Origin of the sequence: Christensenella hongkongensis (assembly GCF_000981035.1) — a bacterium.
Taxonomy (GTDB): Bacteria; Bacillota; Clostridia; order Christensenellales; family Christensenellaceae; genus Christensenella; species Christensenella hongkongensis.
On record NZ_LAYJ01000112.1, the window covers coordinates 99,728 to 118,314 of the forward strand.

Sequence of the window (18,587 nt, forward strand, 5' to 3'; positions counted from 1 at the left end):
TGGGAGTGGTCGAGATGGAAAATTATCCAAACTATGAAATAAAGCATGAGAAAAATTTCAGGACGATGCTGGAGGGAGCCGCGAAGGCTTTTGACGGACGGGATATGCTGCGGCTGCGCACCAAAGAAGGCTCGGTGAAAGGAATCAGCCACGGGCGGTTTATGAAGGACATGTACGCGCTGGGGAACGGCCTTTTGTCGCTGGGGCTTGCGGACGCGCACATTGCCGTCATTGGGCCGACAAGCTATGAATGGCTGCTATCCTATTATGCAATTACGTGCGGGACAGGCGTAGTCGTACCGATCGATAAAGAGCTCCCGGACGATGAGATTGCCAATATCCTTGCGGACAGCGGCGCATCCTGCCTGATTTTTTCCGGAGAATATGCGGACACGGTGGAAAAAATCCGTTCAGGCTTGCCGAAGGTGAGGTATTATATCGACATGAACGCGCCTGCGGATACGCCTGAAATAAAAAGCTTTGGCGCGCTGGTCGCGGAGGGCAAGGCAACCGATCTTGGTTTTTCGCAGCGTAAAATTGATGAAAATGCAATGACAATCCTGCTCTATACGTCCGGGACGACGGGGAAAAGCAAGGGCGTAATGCTTTCGCAGAAAAATATTATTTCGGCTGCGGAGGGCGGGATCAGCCTTTTGGACCTTGGAAAGGTTTGTATGTCTGTTTTGCCGGTTCATCATTCGTTTGAAAGCACGCACGGTATCACAATGATGATTGAGAATGGCACGACGATCTGCTTGAATGACAGCCTGCGCCATTTCCTCCAAAACCTGCAGCTGTTCCAGCCGGATACGATCTTTCTTGTGCCGCTCTTTGTGGAGATGATGCACCGCAAAATATGGCAGAACGCAAAGGACGGGGGGCAGGAGGAAGCGCTGCGGGCGCTGATTGAAAAAAGCAACCGGGAGCTGGCACAGGGCGCAGACAACAGGGACGTATACTTTAAAAGTATACAGGATGCGTTTGGCGGAAAGCTGAAGCTGATCATTTGCGGCGGCGCGCCGCTTTCAGCGAGGCTGATGCGTGAATTCCGTGAATTTGGAATGCTCCTGCTTAACGGCTACGGCATTACGGAGTGCGCGCCCCTTGTTTCGGTGAACCGGAACCGTTATTACAGGGACGGGACGGTTGGCCTGCCGATTGCCTGCTGCGAGGTGCAGGTAAGGGAGGCGGACGGCAGCGGCGAAGGCGAAATATGGGTGAAGGGCGATAACGTAATGCTCGGTTATTACAAAAACGACGAGGGCACAAAAGAGGTGATGCAGGACGGCTGGTTTAACACCGGCGACATCGGGCATATCGATGAAGACGGGTTTTTATCCATTACCGGAAGAAAGAAAAACCTGATCGTGCTGTCCAACGGAAAAAACATTTACCCGGAGGAAATAGAGGAATACCTGATGCGGATACCGTATATTAAGGAAGTGGTTGTTTCCGCACCCATTGTGGACGGGCTGAACGAGGTGGAACTGAATGCCGAAATTTTTGTGGCTGAGGAGTATACCGCCGCGCACAGCGGGGAGGAGATCGCCAAAAATCTCGAAAATGATATCTCAGAAGTGAATAAAACGCTTCCGACATATAAGCACGTGCAGCATTTTCATGTGCGCGAACAGGAATTTGAGAAAACAACCAAAAAATCAATCAAACGTTTTACGATTTGAGCAGGAACAGAAAAGGAGGTGTGCGATTGTGGTAGAATTTGAAAAGGTTCGTCAGTTGCTTGCAACAGCCTGCCCGGTGGATATTGAAGAGATCACAATGGAAAAGCATTTGGTAAGGGACTTGGAGCTTGATTCGTTTGGACTTATGGAGATGGTGATGGCGTTCGAGGACGAATTTGGGATTGAAATCCCGGACAGGGACCTGCGGTTATTTGACACAGTGCGCGACGTGGTGGTTTATCTGGAGGAGAAAACGGGAGCAAAACACATGGCGACACAGGCGTTTCAGCAATCATTTTAATTATTTATGGAAAAAGACCGGAGAAACTCCGGTCTTTTTTGTATGCTTTTGAACAGAAAAGCAAAGATAGCTATTGGCGGCAAAGGGGCAAAGGGTATATAATTTTTGTGGAGGCTTTCATGAAAAGAAATATTCTGGTACTGAATCTGGCGGCGATCTTCCTGTGGATGTCGATGTATACCTATGTGCCCACCCTTACCTCGTATGCCACGTCCCTCGGGGCAACGGCCGCGATGATCGGGGCGATTGGCGGTGCATATGGAATTATGCAGATAGCCCTGCGGGTGCCTCTTGGCATCCTGTCGGATAAAATAGGCAGGGACAGGCTGATTTTGCTGATTGGGTTTGTGATACTTGTATTTGCGGCAGTGTTGTTTATTGTGGTGCACGATGTGTTTTGGGTGATGATCGCACGCGGCGTAAGCGGAGCCGCGGCAGCATGGTGGGTTGTGATCTGTTCTTCTTATGCAAAATTCAACGCCGAAGAAAATCAGGTGAAGGCGCAGGGAATGCTGAACGCTTCCTCCAATGGGGGAAAGGTGGTTGCCGCGCTTGCCGGCGGCCTGCTGGCACAGGCGTTTGGCCTGCACGCACCGTTTTATTTCGCATTGATTGCCGCGCTTGTCGGCCTTGGCTGTATCCTGCTGTTTCAAACGCCCAGGGAATCGAAGAAAATTGTTCCGCCAAGCGGAAAAGAGCTGCTGTCATTGCTGAAAAACAAAGATATGATGGTCTTTTCAATCCTCGCTATCTTTGGACAAATACTAAGCTTTGCGTTTCCCAGTTATTTTACGTCAGAAGCGGCAAAGCTTTTGGGTGCGGATTCCTCACAGCTTGGTATGCTGATGGTGGTATACTTTTTGTTCAGCGCCGTTTCCTCGCTGTTTGTGGGCACAAAAGCGTATAAAAAGCTCGGGGGGATCAAATGCCTCGCACTTTGCTTCCTTACAGGAGCGCTGACCTGCATACCGGCGTTCTACCATATGAATCTCGCGGTGATTTATGTGATGCAGGCGGTATCAGGAATTGGCTACGGTATTATCCTCGGCGCGCTTGCGGGCTTTGTGATCAAAAGCGTCACCCCAAAGCTGCGTTCCACTGCAATGGGGGCGTTCCAGTCCATTTACGCCATTGGAATCTTTTTGGGGCCGGTGATCGTAGGAAACGTCATGGAGGTTTCGACGATGGATACGGCGTTCTGGGTAGTCTTCGCGCTTATGCTTGCAGCTACTGTGCTGACGGTGGCGCTGATTCCAAAGGAATATGATAAAATGTAAGCGAAGGGTGTTTGAGCAAGTTTGGAGAGGGTATTATTAAAATGATAGTTTAACTAGAAAGGACGGGGGCTTTTCCGCCTCACAATTTTTACAGGAGGAAAGTATTATGAATTCTGGATCTTGGAAATCAAAGGAAATGATACGCCTTATATTAAGCATCGTACTCCTTGCAATCGGTATTATTTTATTGATGGCGCCGAATACCGCAATGGCGGTCATCGTTGTTATTATTGGAGTTGTCGTGTTGGCGTATGGGGTTATTCAGTTGTTTACAAATATCTCAAGGCGCAACCGCGGGGATGCAAACGCAAGCTATGTCGTGCCCATCATCGCAATTATTGTCGGCATACTGCTGATTATTTTCCGCGATGGTATCGCAAACATTATCCTGCCGTTTATCATCGGCGTGTGGGCGATTATCACAGGTATTATGAGCCTGATGGAGTCATCGCAGATCAAGGACTACAATTCGTCGTCGTGGAAAGTGGTGCTGATCAGCGGACTTGCGGAGCTGGTGGTCGGTATTATTATCATTGCGGGTATTATCGCGCAGTCCAACGTTTTGGGAATTATGCTGGGTGTTTGCCTGACAATTTATGGTATTTTGAGCCTTGTCAGCTGGGGACTCGTGTCGTCGGCAAAGAAATAAAAACGCGATCAATCAAAAACCGTTTCTGCGTACAGGCAGAGACGGTTTTTTTCGTATTTGCACAATAACAAAAAAAATATGACATTTTCATACATTTTTTCTCTATTTATATTGTGCACAGGGAAGGAACGTGATAAACTATGAGTGTAAAAATTTATAAAATATAAAGGATGGTATTATTATGGCTCTTGTGAACATGACGCAAATGCTTCTGGACGCAAAAAAAGGGAAATATGCGGTTGGGCACTTCAATGTGATTAACGAAGAAATGCTCAAAGGCGTACTGAAAGCGTCCGTGCAGAAAAACGCTCCTGTGATCATTGCTTTTGCGGAGGCGTTTGAGCCTCTTATTGCAATCGAGGAATTCGCGCCGATGGCAATCAGCGCGGCAAAACGCGTGGATATCCCGGTGGCCCTGCATCTTGACCATGCAAACAATATCGAGTATATCAAACGGGCGATTGACAGCGGCTTTACTTCCGCAATGCTGGACGCATCCGCACTGCCGTTTGAGGAAAATGTAAAGATGACGAATGAAGTTGTCGCCTTGTGCAAGCCCAAAGGAATGTCTGTAGAGGCGGAGCTTGGGCATGTAGGCGGACTGGAAGGATATCCGGAAGGCTATGGGGACGATTTTGTGTATACAGAAGTGGAAGAAGCAAAGGAATTTGTGAAGCAGACGGGCATCAATGCGCTTGCGGTCTCGATCGGCACGGTGCACGGCGTTTACAAGAGCGAGCCGAAGCTGAACCTCAAACGGCTCGAAGAGCTGAACGAGGCGCTGGATGTGCCGCTCGTCATGCACGGCGGCTCCGGACTTACGGACGACGATTTCAGGAACGCAGTGGCGCGCGGCATCACAAAAACGAATATTTTTACAGACCTGACGATTGCGGCCATGAACGCACTCAAAAACACAAAGGAAAATGTATACCTCCTGCAGTGCGTCGATGTTGTAAATGCGGTAAGCGCGGAAGCAACCAAAAAGATCGACCTGTTTGGAACGGCAAACCGGGCGTAAATTAAGGACATGGAACAGGCCTCCCAAGCAATAGGGAGACCTGTTTTTTATAAGCCTTTTTGTCTGCCTAATTCTTCCAGGCGCGTTTGCCTTGCTTCAAAACGAAAATGCTCTTCTTCTAAAATGTTCGCGATTCTGTTTATGGTCTGCTCTTCGTCCGTATTTGCCAGCTCATCCCGGAACCATTGCAGGAACAGCCTTTTCCTTGTGCGGTCAATTACGATATCGTTGGCTGCGAGCAGCATAATCGCCAAGCAATATTCGTAGCCGCTGAAATGATCGACCTCAATATCCACCATAATCGCACCGGATGTCAGCTCGTCGCCGTATTGCATGAAGTAAGCAAGTTCGGCCACACCCTCTACATTTTGCTCCAGATAATCCAGTATTTTTTGATTTGACATAGATTTCTCCTTTCAAATTTTTTACTTACAATCTTCCCTCCAATTCAATCTTATTTTATATAATATTATGTTGTAATAGTTTCTTAATTGTAATAAATATTCTAAAATCGAATATCATCAAAAAAACGCAGTCTGGAAACGATCGCGTTTTTTGGTTGCAATAAAAAATTTACCTTACGAAAATGTAATCCTGTTGTAAGCAAGTCAAATAGTAAGAAACCCTTGCATACGGTATGATAAAAGCATCAAATGAAACAGGAAAGAGGTAATCGAACATGAAGAGAATTATATTTTGGTTCATTATTGTAATGACCGTATTGATCACGCTCTGCTACACGGCTGTTACCAGGCTTTCCGTGGGCAGGAGAAAAAAGCACGACAAACCGGAAGACGCAAGCCCCATTATGAAGGAGGCCCTCGCGGCAACCATCAAATAGCATGGGCATTTTGACAGAAGGAGTAGAACAATGAAAAAAGTATTTTATGCCATTGGCGTATGCGTGAGCGCATTTTTTCTGGTAAACGCAGGAGCAAGCGAACAGGAGGCGCTCGAGCTGATACCGGATTATAAAGAATCGTAAAAAAATAAGAACACAGGCCGCCCGACCAAACGGTCTTTCTTTACAGGCTTGTGTCATGATATAAAATAAGCCCGGTATTTGTGACCGTATTAGGGCCGTGGATGTAGTCAAGCCCGCACTGGGAGCAAAGCTCTGATACATTGATGCCGCACGCTTCAACGGAGACGTTGGTGAGGTCGGGAAAGCGGCAGGGGGCGTCCGGATAGGTGCAGGTTTCGCAAATATTGCATTTGCCTGCGCCGAGTACCAGAAAGTCTGAGCAATTTTTTGACAGGTAATCTTTGATGGCAAGCGTAATTCCGTTAAACACGCGGTTTGTTTCCATCATCCCTTCCACGTCAAAGGAATCCGCCAGTTTGCCGACGTATTGGTACACAAGCCCCAGCGGGTATGCGCGCACCTTTGCGGACAGCGTATCCACACTGCCGCAGCCCGGCGGGCAGCCCCAGTTGGTGGCAAAGCATCCGCAGTTGTTCATCTCGCACAGCGGGCGGAGCTCAGGATAAAAATTAATTCCGGGAACTTTGACCGGCGCGCAAAACATGGCGCCTGCTTCCGTGAGTTCAGTTACTATTTGTTCCTGTAACATAAAAATCCCCTTTCAAGGTCTATCCATAACAGTATAACACACGACACATAAAAAACCCGAAACAAAATACCGGCATAAATGCCGGTATTTTGCTGATTGGGGGTATGTATTGTTTTGGCGCCGCCTGACACCGTTGGCGTCCGCGACAGCATATATATAACCTGCAAAAATCAACGTAAAACATTATTTTCATTAATTTGATTTTATTTTTCTTTTTTTTCGTTTGCGGTATGCGGAGAAGAAGGCAAACGCGCCCATAAAAAGCTGCCCGTTTACCACCATAAGCACGCCGCGGGCCATACCATAGGTAAAAAAACCGCCTGACATGGACACCAGTGTTCGCATTGGGTTTTCCTCCAATAGCTGGAGCATAATCTGGTAACTGTTGTAATTGCCCGGCTCCAGATGCTTGAGGACAAAGCTGCGTATAAAACGGTGGATCGCCCTGCCGATTGCCACAGAATCAAAGTCGGAGAGGGTAGCGTTAATGGTGAAGGGCCGCTTTTTGAATGTGACCTGCGGTATTTTGTCAAACAATGCGTAAAATTTTACCGCGTCCCAGTGGCCGTCCGTGCTTACGGGATATGACGGCGCAGCCTGTCCGCCGTCGATGCTGACCATTGCCCCCAGCCGTAAATCCTGAGAGGAGGCGCCGATCAGGATATGGGCGTCTTCCTGTAGTTTCCAGCCGCCGTTGCTGTAAAAGGAAAAATCTTTATCTGTAAGCGTAAAAGACACTTGCTTGCTTTCGCCCGGCTGTAACCACACTTTCTCGAAGCCGCACAACCGTTTTACCGGGGAGGAATCTTCCTTGCAATAGCATTGTACGATTTCCGCGCCCGGAGCGCTGCCGGTGTTTTGAACCTGCACGCTTACTGTCAATGTTTGCCCGGCTGTGAATGTGCCGGATGAAACCTGCAGGCCGGAGTAGGAAAAGGTGGTATAGGAAAGGCCAAAACCAAACGGAAACAATACTTCCTTTTCCGCCGCATCGTAGTAACGGTATCCGACATAAATACTTTCGCGGTATTCTACATTATGGCGGTCGTCTGAAAAGAAACGGTAGGACGGGTTATCGGAAACCAGAAGCGGATAGCTTTCGGCTAGCTTACCACATGGATTTGCTGCGCCAGTGAGGAGCATTGCGGTTGCGGATGCGCCTGCTTCACCGCCAAGATAGCAGTGCAGGAGCGCGCTCACAGCGGAAAGCCATGGCATCTCGACAGGGGCGCCGCCATGCAGGACGACTACGACCGGCTTTATCTTTGAAATGCGTTCAATGAGGTCGATCTGGTTTTGCGGGATGTGCATATGCGTGCGGTCGATCCCTTCCATTTCATAACGCGAAGGAAGTCCCGCGAGGATTATTGCCACATCCGCACCGGAAACGGTTTCTTCCGCGGCGAGCGCAAGCGTTTCATCGATTTCATCCGTATCCAGCGGGAAGCCTTTTGCATAGGTGAAATCGATTCCGTATTTGGGAAATTCCTCCAGAGCAGTTTCAAGGCGCGCAGGGTTGATCATAGAACTGCCTGCGCCCTGATAACGTGGATTTTCTGCAAACTCTCCAATGAGCGCTACTTTGGTTCCGGCTTTAAGAGGCAGGACGCCACACTCGTTTTTCAGAAGGACTGCGCTTTGCGCCGCTGCCTCGCGCGCAAGGTCGTGGTTTTTTTCCATATTACATTCAAATGGAAGGCTGCTGTTTTCTTCGCAGCGGAAAACAAAGGAAAGAATGCGCCGTACGCAGGCATCGAGGGCATCCTCGCTTAAGTTGCCGTTTTGCACATTGCGTATGATGCGCTCTGTGTTTTCTTCGCCGGAGTAAGGCATTTCAAGGTCCATGCCGGCTGCGATACCGTTTTCGCGGTTATAGCATGCGCCCCAGTCGGAAACGACAATGCCGTCGTAGCCCCATTCTTTGCGTAAAATGCCGTCGATCAATTCTTTTGTTTCGCCGCAGTAGCTGCCATTGAGCATATTATAGGAACTCATCACGGCATAAGGATGCGCCTTTTTAACGGCCCGTTCAAAGCCGGAAAGATAAATTTCCCGCAAGGCGCGCTCATCCACGATGGAATTGGAAACCATGCGGAAGTATTCGCGGTTGTTTGCGGCAAAATGCTTGACGCAAGCGCCCGTACCGGTGCTCTGGATGCCTTCGATCATAGCGGCGCCAAGCTCTCCTGAAAGCACAGGATCCTCTGAAAAATATTCGAAATTCCTTCCGCACAGCGGGGAACGCTTGATATTGATGCCGGGGCCCAAAACCATGGAAATGTTTTCCTTGCGCGCCTCGCTGCCCAGTGCCGCGCCCAGACGGTATAAAAGGCCTTTATCCCAGGAACAGGCTGTCGTCGCGGCGGCAGGAAAGCATGTCGCGGGTACCGAGGTTTCCAGCATAGCTGTGCTTTCGTCGTATTGCTTACGCAGACCGTGCGGGCCGTCGGTCATCAGGATTTGCGGAATACCGTATTCCCGGATGGGGAACGTATTCCAGGCGTCCAGGCCCGAGCAGAGATCCGCTTTTTGCTCCAGTGAAAGCGTGGAAAGGATCGTTTCGATTTTATCCATAGAAAATACCTCATAAAAGACAGATGTGATTTTAATGATACCTTATTATTATAACATATTATTATAACATAAACAAAGTAACGGAAAACATTTGTAATCATTTGAATCGAAATGAGAAAATTCCGGGCTAAGAAGATTAAAATTAATGGATTCCAGGAAAAAAATTTGTGTTTAGACTGGGAAAAACGGGTATATATTACGAAAGTATTAAGAAATAGTTAAGAAAATTATGGACATATTAAAGAAATTGTTGTATAATCAATTTAAATTCGCGGAAGCGAAAAGAAAAGGAGATAAAAGAGACCATGATTAAGCCTTTTGGGAAACACAAAACGTCTGTGAGAGCCAGACGTAACAACGACGTTTCCTCAAATACACAAAAGACTTCACGTGCGGTCGTGCGTTACCGCACCAGACAGAAGAAACGTCTGTTCACAGTTATAACGATTGTAGTGGCGTCGGTGATGGTGCCGATCATGATTGCATCAGCAGCAAACGGAAATATGGGCGTAACGCCGGCCGAGCCTGCAGCGCAGGTACAGCAGGCGGAAGCGAGCCCTTCGCCGGAGCCGACAGAAAAGCCGGCCTTCACCGAGAAAACACAAGCGGCGCAGCCTTCACAGGACACATCCTCCGTTACGGCGGTAGGTGAAACGGCAGGTGCGCCGGAGCAGGCTCCCGCACCGTCCGCCGAAGCGGCGCCTGTTGAAACGGCACCCGTTTATACGACGCTTACAGAGGGAATGACGGACGCATCCGTTCCGGCCCTTCAGCAGAGACTGATGGACCTCTACTATATGGGAGTGGATGAGACAACCGATTATTTCGGACCGCAGACCTCGCAGGCAATCAGGTATTTCCAGCGCAAGCACGGCCTCACCGTGGATGGCGCAGCAGGACCGGAAACGCAGGCATTGCTGTTCTCCGACCAGGCGAAGGAATACACCATGGCGCTTGGCGCTGACGGCGCTGACGTTTGGAATTTGCAGGAAAGACTGCAGGAGCTTGGTTATTCGGTAGACGTAACGGGTTACTTCGGAACGGATACGGAAAAAGCGGTAAAATATTTCCAGAGAATGAGCGGCCTTACTGAGGACGGCAGCGTTGGCCATATGACCGAAGAGCTGATTTATTCCAGCTCGGCTGAAAAATCTTTGGAATATGAAGAACAATTAAAGGCAGAGCAGGAAAAGAAGGCCGCGGAAGAACAAAAGGCGGCAGAAGAGCAGAAGAAGGCTGAAGACGATAAGAAAGAATCTGAAAGCAGCAGCTCCTCCGATAAAAAAGAGGAAAGCAGCAGTTCTTCTTCAAGCAGCAGCAACAGCGGCGGCAGCTCCTCCGGCAGCGAGAGCTCCAAAGAGGAAAGCTCCGGCGGCTCAGGCACCTCGTATGAGCAGGATGCAGGTTCTGTAGAGGCGTTCATCGCAGTTGCAGAGGCACAGCTTGGCAAGCCGTATGTGCTTGGCGGCAAAGGCCCGAATTCGTTTGACTGCTCAGGGCTGATCTACTATGCGCTGAGGGAAAGCGGCAACAACATCGGATATATGACGTCCGGTGGCTGGAGAAACGCCGACTACCCGACAATCACAGACCAAAGCGACCTGCAGAGGGGCGACATTATCTGCATGAATGGTCACGTGGCGATTTATCTTGGCGGCGGACGCGTGCTTGACGCCTCCAGCAGCCAGAACGCGATGGTGGAAAGAGACTTTGGCTCATGGTTCCAGAATGGATTCATCTGCGCGAAGAGACCTCTTTAAAACCGGCAGACAGTAACAGAAAAGGCGGTATCAGAATTGATACCGCCTTTTTTATCATATGCTTTCTTTTATTCATGTTGTGTTCATTTTGACAGATTAGAATAAAGTAGTAAAATAATCGTGACTGTTCAAATGAAGAAAGGCATGAGAACGAAAAAAGTCATGCGGATTCCCTGCGAAATACAGTTGTAAAGTGGTGGATTTGAGTATATTATATATAGTAGGGAAAAGTCCATATGGAGAAGCGAGTAAGGGAATTTGTAACAGAAAACGAGTTATTAATGCCAGAGCAGACAATAGGCGCCGCCGTTTCCGGCGGACCGGACTCTATGGCGCTGCTGCACTGCTTATGTTCTCTTGCGCCGCTTTTTTCTTGTTCTGTGGCCTGCGTGCACTTTGAGCATGGCATACGGGGGCAGGAATCGCTCGACGATGCAGATTTTGTGGAAAAGTGGTGCGGACAGCACAATATTCCTTTCTACATGGGTGCGGCGGACGTACCGGCGCTTGCGCAGGAATGGGGCGTAAGTAAGGAGACGGCGGCCAAACGCGCGCGCGAAGCGTTTTTCCTGAGTCTCGTAGAGAACGGGGAAGTGGACGTGATCGCAACCGGCCACCATATGGACGACAACGCGGAAAGCGTGCTGATGCACATTTTGCGCGGCAGCGGGACGGATGGCCTGAAAGGCATCCATGCCAAAAGGGATTTTTTGGTCAGGCCGCTTTTGTGCGTTACGCACGAAGAGATACTGGAGTATCTTTTAAAGCATGACATCAGCTTTGTGGAGGACAGGACCAACCGGGACACCGAGCATACGCGCAATTATGTGCGGAATGTGTTGCTTCCGCAGATCAGGGAACGGATCAACCCGGATGCGGCGGGGGCGCTCAACCGCCTGAGCCAGATCGCGGAGGATGATTCGGATTTCATCTTTGCACAGGCAAAGGAGGCTTATAAATCATGCGCATCCAAAAAGGACGACAAGGTGATTATAGACCTTGAAACCTTTCTGGGGCTTGCGCCCGCAGTGGAATATCGTATTTTGAAGCTTGCGTGCGCGGGGCTGCACATTACGCAGGACATCGAGAACGTCCACATCCGCTCTGTGATGCGGCTTGCCAAAAGCGGCAGGACGGGCACGCGCGTCAATCTTTCGAACGATTTGTGCGCGGAGGTGGAGTACGGACTGCTGGTAATACGGTTTTCGGCGCGCAGGGTTAATTACGAATTTCGTCAGGAGTTTGACCTGTTTGCCAAAAACGAGCTGCCGGACGGCAGCGAGATGGTGTGCCGGATCGTAGACCACTGCGATTTTGAAAACGAAGACGAGTTTACCGCTTATCTGGACGCGGACAGGCTGCCCGGGCGCATCACGGTACGCACGCGGTATGCGGGGGATATGATCCATCCGCTCGGAAGCGGCGGCACCAAAAAGCTTAAGGATTATTTTATCGATAAAAAGCTGCCGCGCGAAGCACGGGAAAAAACGCCGTTGCTTGCTGACGGGAACCGCATTTTATGGGCGGTGGGCCTCACGATCAGCGACGACGTAAAGGTGACGGAGCGGACAGAAAAAATATGGCAGATCAAGTATTATAAAAAACAGGGGGAAGAATCATGCAGCACTACGTAGAAAAAGATATCGAGAAGATATTGCTTTCGAAGGAGCAGATCGAAAAAAGAGTGGCGGAAATGGGAGAGCAAATCTCCAAAGATTACGAAGGGAAAGACCTTATCGCGGTGGCGATCCTTCGGGGGAGCGTTATTTTTTTCTCAGACCTGATGCGGCATATTTCCATTCCGATGGCGATCGACTTCATGGCAGTTTCAAGCTATGGCTCGGGCAGCGAAACATCCGGCAGCGCGCATATCAAATTCGATATGCAGGAGGACATCAGCGGCAAGCATCTTTTGATTGTGGAGGATATTATCGATTCGGGCGTTACGCTTTCAAACCTGAAGGAAATGCTCAAAGGAAGAACGCCTGAAAGCATCGAGATGTGCTGTTTGCTCAATAAGCCGGACCGCCGGAAGGTAGAAGTGCCTGTGAAATACATCGGATTTGATATTCCAGACGAATTTGTGGTAGGGTACGGGCTCGATTACGCGTCGAAATACAGGAATTACGATTGCGTGGGAGTCCTGAAACGCGAAATATACGAATAAAAACCGTTTATGTTTGAAGGAACGGGAAAAATGGTAAAAATATAAGGACATAGCCTTATAAGAGGAGGATAGTAATTTGGGCAAATTTTTCAGAGGACCGCTGATTTATATTATCATCATCGTAGTTATTATATTAGCGGCGCAGTTCCTGGGGAACCCGGGGACAACAACGATTGACGAACTGAAATATACTGAATTCCTGCAGAAGGTGCAGGACGAGGATATTAAGGATATAGCGATACAGGACAGGAATATCGTAGGGCGTTACGCAAGCTCGGAGATACCGGACGAGGTATTTCCACAGCAATATGACTTCAGCGCCACGATGCCGACCATTGACCAGTTCAATAAAGATATCGCGGCGATTACAGGGACCAACAACCCTGAGCAGTATGGCTTTGTACTGAACTATATTCCGACAGCGGAGCCAAACTTCTTTATGCAGTTGCTGCCATACCTGATACCGATCGTACTGCTGCTGGTGCTGTGGGTGATTATTATGAAGCGCGCGCAGGGCGGCGCGGCAGGCACGGGCGGCGCGATGGCGTTTGGCAAGAGCAAAGCAAGGATGACGGACGGTGGCGAGACGAACAAGACGTTTGCGGACGTTGCGGGCGCGGACGAAGAAAAGGAAGAGCTCGTCGAGATCGTACAATTTTTGAAGAACCCGGCGAGGTTTAAAGAGCTTGGGGCGCGTATTCCAAAGGGAGTCCTTTTGGTGGGCCCTCCGGGCGGTGGTAAAACTTTGCTTGCAAAGGCGGTTGCTGGCGAGGCGAAGGTACCGTTCTTCTCGATCAGCGGTTCCGATTTTGTGGAAATGTTTGTAGGCGTGGGCGCTTCGCGCGTGCGCGACCTGTTTGAAAGCGCGAAGAAGAACGCGCCGTGTATTGTATTTATCGATGAGATCGACGCAGTCGGACGCCAGAGGGGCGCGGGACTGGGCGGCGGTCACGACGAACGCGAGCAGACGCTCAACCAGCTGCTTGTCGAGATGGATGGTTTCGAGGTTAACGAAGGGATTATCGTGATGGCGGCGACCAACAGGCGCGACATCCTCGATCCGGCGTTGCTGCGTGCGGGACGGTTTGACAGGCAGATCACGGTTAACTACCCTGACGTAAAGGGCAGGGAGGAAATTCTGAAGGTGCACGCAAAGGGCAAGCCCTTTGAACCTGAGGTTGATTTTAAGGTGATTGCGAGACGCACCCCGGGCTTTATCGGCGCAGATCTTGAAAATGTGCTCAACGAAGCCGCGATTTTGGCGGCGCGCCGCAGGAAAAAGAAAATCGGCATGAGCGAGATTGAAGAAGCAATCACGCGCGTGATTGCAGGCCCGGAGAAAAAGAGCAGGGTTATGACGGAGGACGACAGGCGCTGCACGGCATACCATGAGGTAGGCCATGCGATTCTCGCACATGTGCTTCCAAAATGCGATCCGGTTCATGAGGTTTCGATCATTCCGCGCGGAATGGCGGCTGGCTATACGATGACATTGCCGGAGGAAGACAAGCAGCACGTGTTCAAGAGCAAGCTCATGGATGAAATCACGATGATGCTTGGCGGACGGGTTGCGGAGGCGCTGACATTAAAGGATATTTCCACAGGCGCGATCAACGACCTGCAGCGTGCGACGGAAACGGCGAAGGACATGGTGACCAAATACGGCATGAGCGAAGAGATCGGGCCGGTGTTCCTGGCCTCCGGGCACGAGGTGTTCCTTGGCAAGGATTTCGGACAGTCTCCGGAGTATTCGGAAAGTACGTCGGCACGCATTGACGCGGAAGTTACCAATATCATGGAAAGCGCATATGCAAATGCGACGGAAATCCTGAGCAAAAACCTGCGTAAACTCGTCAACATCGGCGAAGTGCTGATGCGCAAGGAAAAGCTGTCTGGCGAGGAATTCCAGCAGCTCTTTGAGGATGCGGTACAGGTTGACGATCCTGACTCATGGGAGATCGAAGAGAAAAAGAAGGACGAGGAAAAAGAACCGGAGTGGATTACGCCGCCGGCAGAGCCGACGGACGCGGAAGCGGTGGAAACAATCATCGTGGAGCCGCCCACGCCGGAAGGGGAATAAATGGTTGGAAAACGACAAAATCAGCGGCAGAAGCGCCGCTGATTTTTCGTCGTTCCAAGGGACGGAAGAGGAAGAGCAATGATAGACCTACATATACATTCAACAGCTTCAGACGGCACAGATACGCCGGAAACAATCATCACAAAATGCAGTAAGCTGGGGCTGAAGCTGACAGCGATTACAGATCATGATACGGTAGACGCACAGCCGGAGGCAATCCGCTGCGCAAAACAGAAAAAGTTGAAATATCTTACGGGAGTGGAGTTTTCTGTACGCCATACGGGAGAGCTGCATATCCTCGGCTACGGGATCGATTCCGCGGACAAGGAGCTTGTGGCTATGATGGAAGAGCTTCGTGCGTCCCGTGTGGGCCGTGTAACTGAGATTATAAAAGCGGTGCAGGCGCACGGCATGAATATATCCTTTGAGGACGTGGAACGTTTTGCAAAAGGAAATACGCTTGGCAGGCCGCACGTCGCGCTGGCTTTGATAGAGAAGGGATACGCAAGCGACCTGCAGGATGCGTTTACGCGCTACCTGAATGAGGAAGGCAGCTGTTATGTGCAGCGCAGGAAGCTCAATCCGCAGCAGGCTGTGGACATGATACGCAAAACGGGAGGAGTTCCGGTTCTCGCGCATCCAAAGTTTGTGAAAACAAACGATATCGAGCAGCTGATCGTTGAGCTGAAAGATATGGGGCTTATGGGCGTAGAGGCTTATTACCCCGCGCATTCGGAGGCGGATGTGGAGAAGTTTGTGGGCATTGCAAAAAGGCATGGGCTTATGGTTACGGCGGGCAGCGATTACCATGGCGCGATGCGCCCTTATGCTGCGCTTGCCTGTGAGAAAAGAACAGGACCGTACCTTGAGGAATCGCTTGAAATTTTAACCGAAAAATATGCAATATGATTGAAAGACACCGGGTTCGGTGCTATAATAAATTCTAGAATGACAATAAACAAGGATGGTGTGGTTTTTTATGCTTAGCGGAAATCCGGATATAAAAATATTTGCTGGTTCGTCAGGCGTTTCCTTTGCCAAGAAGATGTGTACCTATCTTGGAGCGGAGCTTGGCTCATCCGAGGTAATCCATTTTTCGGACGGAAATATTTTTATTCGTATCAAAGAAACAGTACGTGACAAAGACGTTTATGTAGTGCTCCCAATCGGTTTGGATCCAAACAACGAATTAGTGGAGCTTTTATTTTGGATGGATTCTTTTAAACGTGCAAGCGCAGCGTCGGTAACGGCAATCGTACCTTACTTTGGATATGCAAAAGGAGACAAAAAGGACGAGCCAAGGGTTTCGATCCGCGCGAGGGTATGTGCGGACTGTCTTGAAGTTTCCGGTGCTGACAGGATGATTACAATGGACCTGCACAGCGCGCAGGTTCAGGGCTTTTTCAAGATTCCGGTTGACCATTTGCTTTCCCTGCCCATCCTTTGCGAATACATTAAGGGAATGGATATTATGGAAAATCTCGTGGTGGTTTCGCCGGACGCGGGATTTGCGAAAACAGCGAGAAAATATGCCGACTACCTGAAGCTTCCGGTAGCGATCGGCGATAAAACCCGTACAGGTCACGATGAAAACGCACAGATCCTTGAAGTGATTGGCGATGTGGAAGGCAAAAATTGCCTGATCGTGGATGATTTTTCAATCAGCGGAGGAACGCTCATCGATGTTGCGAATATGCTCAAGGCGCGCGGCGCAAAACGGATTGTAGCCTGCCTGGGGCACATTATGCTTCGTGAAAAGGGTGTTAAGGCGATCAACGAAAGCCCGATTGAGTACCTGATTTCAACAGACAGCGTGGAAAATCCGTTTATTATCGGACAGAAAAAGTTCCTGACTGTTTCGGTGGCTCCACTCTTTGCCGAAGCGGTTTACAGGATCCATGAAAGAGAGTCTGTGAGCACACTGTTTTCGACAGTGCCTGAAAAACTCAAAGATGATCTCAGGGAAGCCTGCCGTAAATAAAAACCAACAACCAGAGGAGTATTCCCTGCCTTATTATTCTAAGACAGGGAAATTTTTTATACAGGCGGCGGGTGATTTACCAAAGTATCGGCGTTTTGCCTGGAGTCATGAAATAACTCATAGAGGAAGGCGCATGACAGAATATATGGTATGATGCGCATGAGGTGGAGTAATATGAAGATAAAAAGAATTTTAGGAATTGTAATAACGGTGATGCTGGTGATGACAATGTTTGCACCGGCTGCCTTTGCGGCGACGGACGAACCGACGCAGGAACCGACTGAGACCACGCAACCGACGGACGAGCCTACGCAGGAGCCGACGCCGACTCCCACGCCAACGCAAAAACCGACGGCAACCCCCACGCCGACGCAAAAACCGACACAGACGCCTACTCAGGAGCCTACGCAGGAACCGACGCAGACGCCTACGCAAGCACCATCCGAAGACTCCGGAAATGAGACGGTTAATGTTACACTGTATGTGTATTCGGGAGGCGCGGCGGCATCCGGCTATACGGTAAAGCTGGACACCGTATCGCAAAAGACCAATAAAGAGGGCATGGTTTCTTATCCTGACGTGACGGTGGAAGATCATAAGATTACAATCACCAACCCGGAAGGAAAGCAAAGCGTTGGAATGATGTACCTTTCACGCGGCAACAGCACGGAGATACAAAATGTTGCAATGGGTGGCAAATATGAAATTTCGGTGGCGAACGGCGCGCACAACCTTTACGCATCGGTTGTGTTTGTGGCGGACGAAGCGATTGAGATCACTTCGGTAGGAGAATCCAAAACGCCTGCGCCTGTGGCAACTGCCACAGCCTCCACAAGCCCTGTGGGAGCGATGAAGATTACGGCGGACTTTGTGGACTCTGCGGGAAAACCGGTGACAGGACTCGGGATTGGCGTTTCGCAGGACGGTGGGACGCCTGTAATGGGAATGGTGGACAGTAAAGGCAGATTTGTGCTTAATCAAGGCGGACTGGGGAACTTCCTGTGGGGAATTCTCCCGGCAAATATGTCCGAGGATCAGGCGATTTCAGTTGATACGGAAATCCAGCAGGGAGCGACGACAAAGATCGTATCCTCGGATGGAAGCTCGTATGTGGTGCAGACTCCCGGAACCACGAAAGAGCTGTACATGAAGTTTGAGCAAAGCGGAAACGGCTATGTGCTCAAAGAGGTTTTGGATAAGGTGCCGGGCGGGATCGATTCGCTGACGCTGGGCATTATCATGTTTATAGTGATTATTGTGGTTGTGATTGTGATTCTGGTGGTGGTGCGCCATAACCGGAAAAAGAAACGTGCCGCACAAAAGAGCGCCGACGAGCCGCGCGGACGGGAACGTGAGTTCGAGCTGGAAAAAGAAGACGAACCTTCCGCGGAGGCGCCCCGCCCCAAACAAACGGGTGGAGCGAATAAAATGGGCGACAGGTCCAGGATGTAAAAAACAAAAGAAGGAGCGGCGAAAGCCGTTCCTTTTTTGTTGTCCCCAAAGGGCTGGAGGCCATCTATC

16 protein-coding genes are annotated in these 18,587 nt (G+C 50.0%); 13 read left to right on the plus strand and 3 right to left on the minus strand.

What is annotated here, in order from left to right; translation table 11 throughout:
- The first annotated feature begins 14 nt into the window (after positions 1-14).
- From CHK_RS10525 to CHK_RS10545, 5 genes are all read left to right on the plus strand, one after another.
- Positions 15-1,682 carry an AMP-dependent synthetase/ligase gene (locus CHK_RS10525; protein WP_046444011.1) on the plus strand — a complete coding sequence of 556 codons (1,668 nt, stop codon included), beginning with the start codon at positions 15-17 and terminating at the stop codon, positions 1,680-1,682.
- A gap of 28 nt (positions 1,683-1,710) precedes the next feature.
- Positions 1,711-1,983 carry an acyl carrier protein gene (locus CHK_RS10530; protein WP_052740526.1) on the plus strand — a complete coding sequence of 91 codons (273 nt, stop codon included), beginning with the start codon at positions 1,711-1,713 and terminating at the stop codon, positions 1,981-1,983.
- A 119-nt stretch (positions 1,984-2,102) separates the two neighbouring features.
- Entirely contained in the window at positions 2,103-3,260 is a 1,158-nt protein-coding gene (locus CHK_RS10535) for an MFS transporter (protein ID WP_131924651.1), read from the plus strand.
- A gap of 106 nt (positions 3,261-3,366) precedes the next feature.
- Positions 3,367-3,909: an HdeD family acid-resistance protein gene (locus tag CHK_RS10540; RefSeq protein ID WP_046444013.1), complete on the plus strand. Its 543-nt coding sequence runs from the start codon at positions 3,367-3,369 to the stop codon at positions 3,907-3,909.
- Positions 3,910-4,090: 181 nt separating this feature from the next.
- Positions 4,091-4,930, plus strand: coding sequence for a class II fructose-bisphosphate aldolase (locus CHK_RS10545; protein WP_046444014.1), 840 nt, complete (start codon positions 4,091-4,093; stop codon positions 4,928-4,930).
- 47 nt (positions 4,931-4,977) lie between these two features.
- Here the strand turns inward: CHK_RS10545 and CHK_RS10550 are convergent, their stop codons facing one another.
- Positions 4,978-5,334, minus strand: coding sequence for a hypothetical protein (locus CHK_RS10550; RefSeq protein ID WP_046444015.1), 357 nt, complete (start codon positions 5,332-5,334; stop codon positions 4,978-4,980).
- 275 nt (positions 5,335-5,609) lie between these two features.
- Between CHK_RS10550 and CHK_RS16660 the strand changes: the two genes are divergently transcribed.
- Positions 5,610-5,771 carry a hypothetical protein gene (locus tag CHK_RS16660; RefSeq protein WP_156415135.1) on the plus strand — a complete coding sequence of 54 codons (162 nt, stop codon included), beginning with the start codon at positions 5,610-5,612 and terminating at the stop codon, positions 5,769-5,771.
- A gap of 184 nt (positions 5,772-5,955) precedes the next feature.
- Here the strand turns inward: CHK_RS16660 and CHK_RS10555 are convergent, their stop codons facing one another.
- Positions 5,956-6,504: a DUF2284 domain-containing protein gene (locus CHK_RS10555; RefSeq protein ID WP_052740527.1), complete on the minus strand. Its 549-nt coding sequence runs from the start codon at positions 6,502-6,504 to the stop codon at positions 5,956-5,958.
- A gap of 192 nt (positions 6,505-6,696) precedes the next feature.
- Positions 6,697-9,078 (minus strand): beta-glucosidase family protein, encoded by a 2,382-nt coding sequence (locus tag CHK_RS10560; RefSeq protein WP_046444016.1) that lies wholly within the window; start codon positions 9,076-9,078, stop codon positions 6,697-6,699.
- A 305-nt stretch (positions 9,079-9,383) separates the two neighbouring features.
- Between CHK_RS10560 and CHK_RS10565 the strand changes: the two genes are divergently transcribed.
- The 7 genes from CHK_RS10565 (at position 9,384) to CHK_RS10595 (ending at position 18,518) form a co-directional block, all read left to right on the plus strand.
- The gene (locus CHK_RS10565; RefSeq protein WP_046444017.1) at positions 9,384-10,838 is read left to right on the plus strand and encodes a C40 family peptidase; all 1,455 of its coding nucleotides are present in this window, start codon (positions 9,384-9,386) and stop codon (positions 10,836-10,838) included.
- A gap of 236 nt (positions 10,839-11,074) precedes the next feature.
- The gene (gene tilS, locus CHK_RS10570; RefSeq protein WP_046444018.1) at positions 11,075-12,472 is read left to right on the plus strand and encodes a tRNA lysidine(34) synthetase TilS; all 1,398 of its coding nucleotides are present in this window, start codon (positions 11,075-11,077) and stop codon (positions 12,470-12,472) included.
- On the plus strand, positions 12,457-13,005 hold the full coding sequence (hpt, locus tag CHK_RS10575) for a hypoxanthine phosphoribosyltransferase (RefSeq protein WP_046444019.1): 549 nt from the start codon (positions 12,457-12,459) through the stop codon (positions 13,003-13,005). Before tilS ends, hpt begins: the two co-directional genes overlap by 16 nt.
- Positions 13,006-13,081: 76 nt before the next feature.
- Positions 13,082-15,085, plus strand: a complete 2,004-nt coding sequence (gene ftsH, locus CHK_RS10580) for an ATP-dependent zinc metalloprotease FtsH (protein WP_082103516.1) — start codon at positions 13,082-13,084, stop codon at positions 15,083-15,085.
- Positions 15,086-15,163: 78 nt separating this feature from the next.
- On the plus strand, positions 15,164-15,994 hold the full coding sequence (locus CHK_RS10585; protein WP_046444020.1) for a PHP domain-containing protein: 831 nt from the start codon (positions 15,164-15,166) through the stop codon (positions 15,992-15,994).
- Positions 15,995-16,064: 70 nt separating this feature from the next.
- Positions 16,065-17,066 (plus strand): ribose-phosphate diphosphokinase, encoded by a 1,002-nt coding sequence (locus CHK_RS10590; protein ID WP_046444021.1) that lies wholly within the window; start codon positions 16,065-16,067, stop codon positions 17,064-17,066.
- Between the two features lie 174 nt (positions 17,067-17,240).
- On the plus strand, positions 17,241-18,518 hold the full coding sequence (locus CHK_RS10595; RefSeq protein ID WP_046444022.1) for a hypothetical protein: 1,278 nt from the start codon (positions 17,241-17,243) through the stop codon (positions 18,516-18,518).
- Positions 18,519-18,587 lie beyond the last annotated feature (69 nt).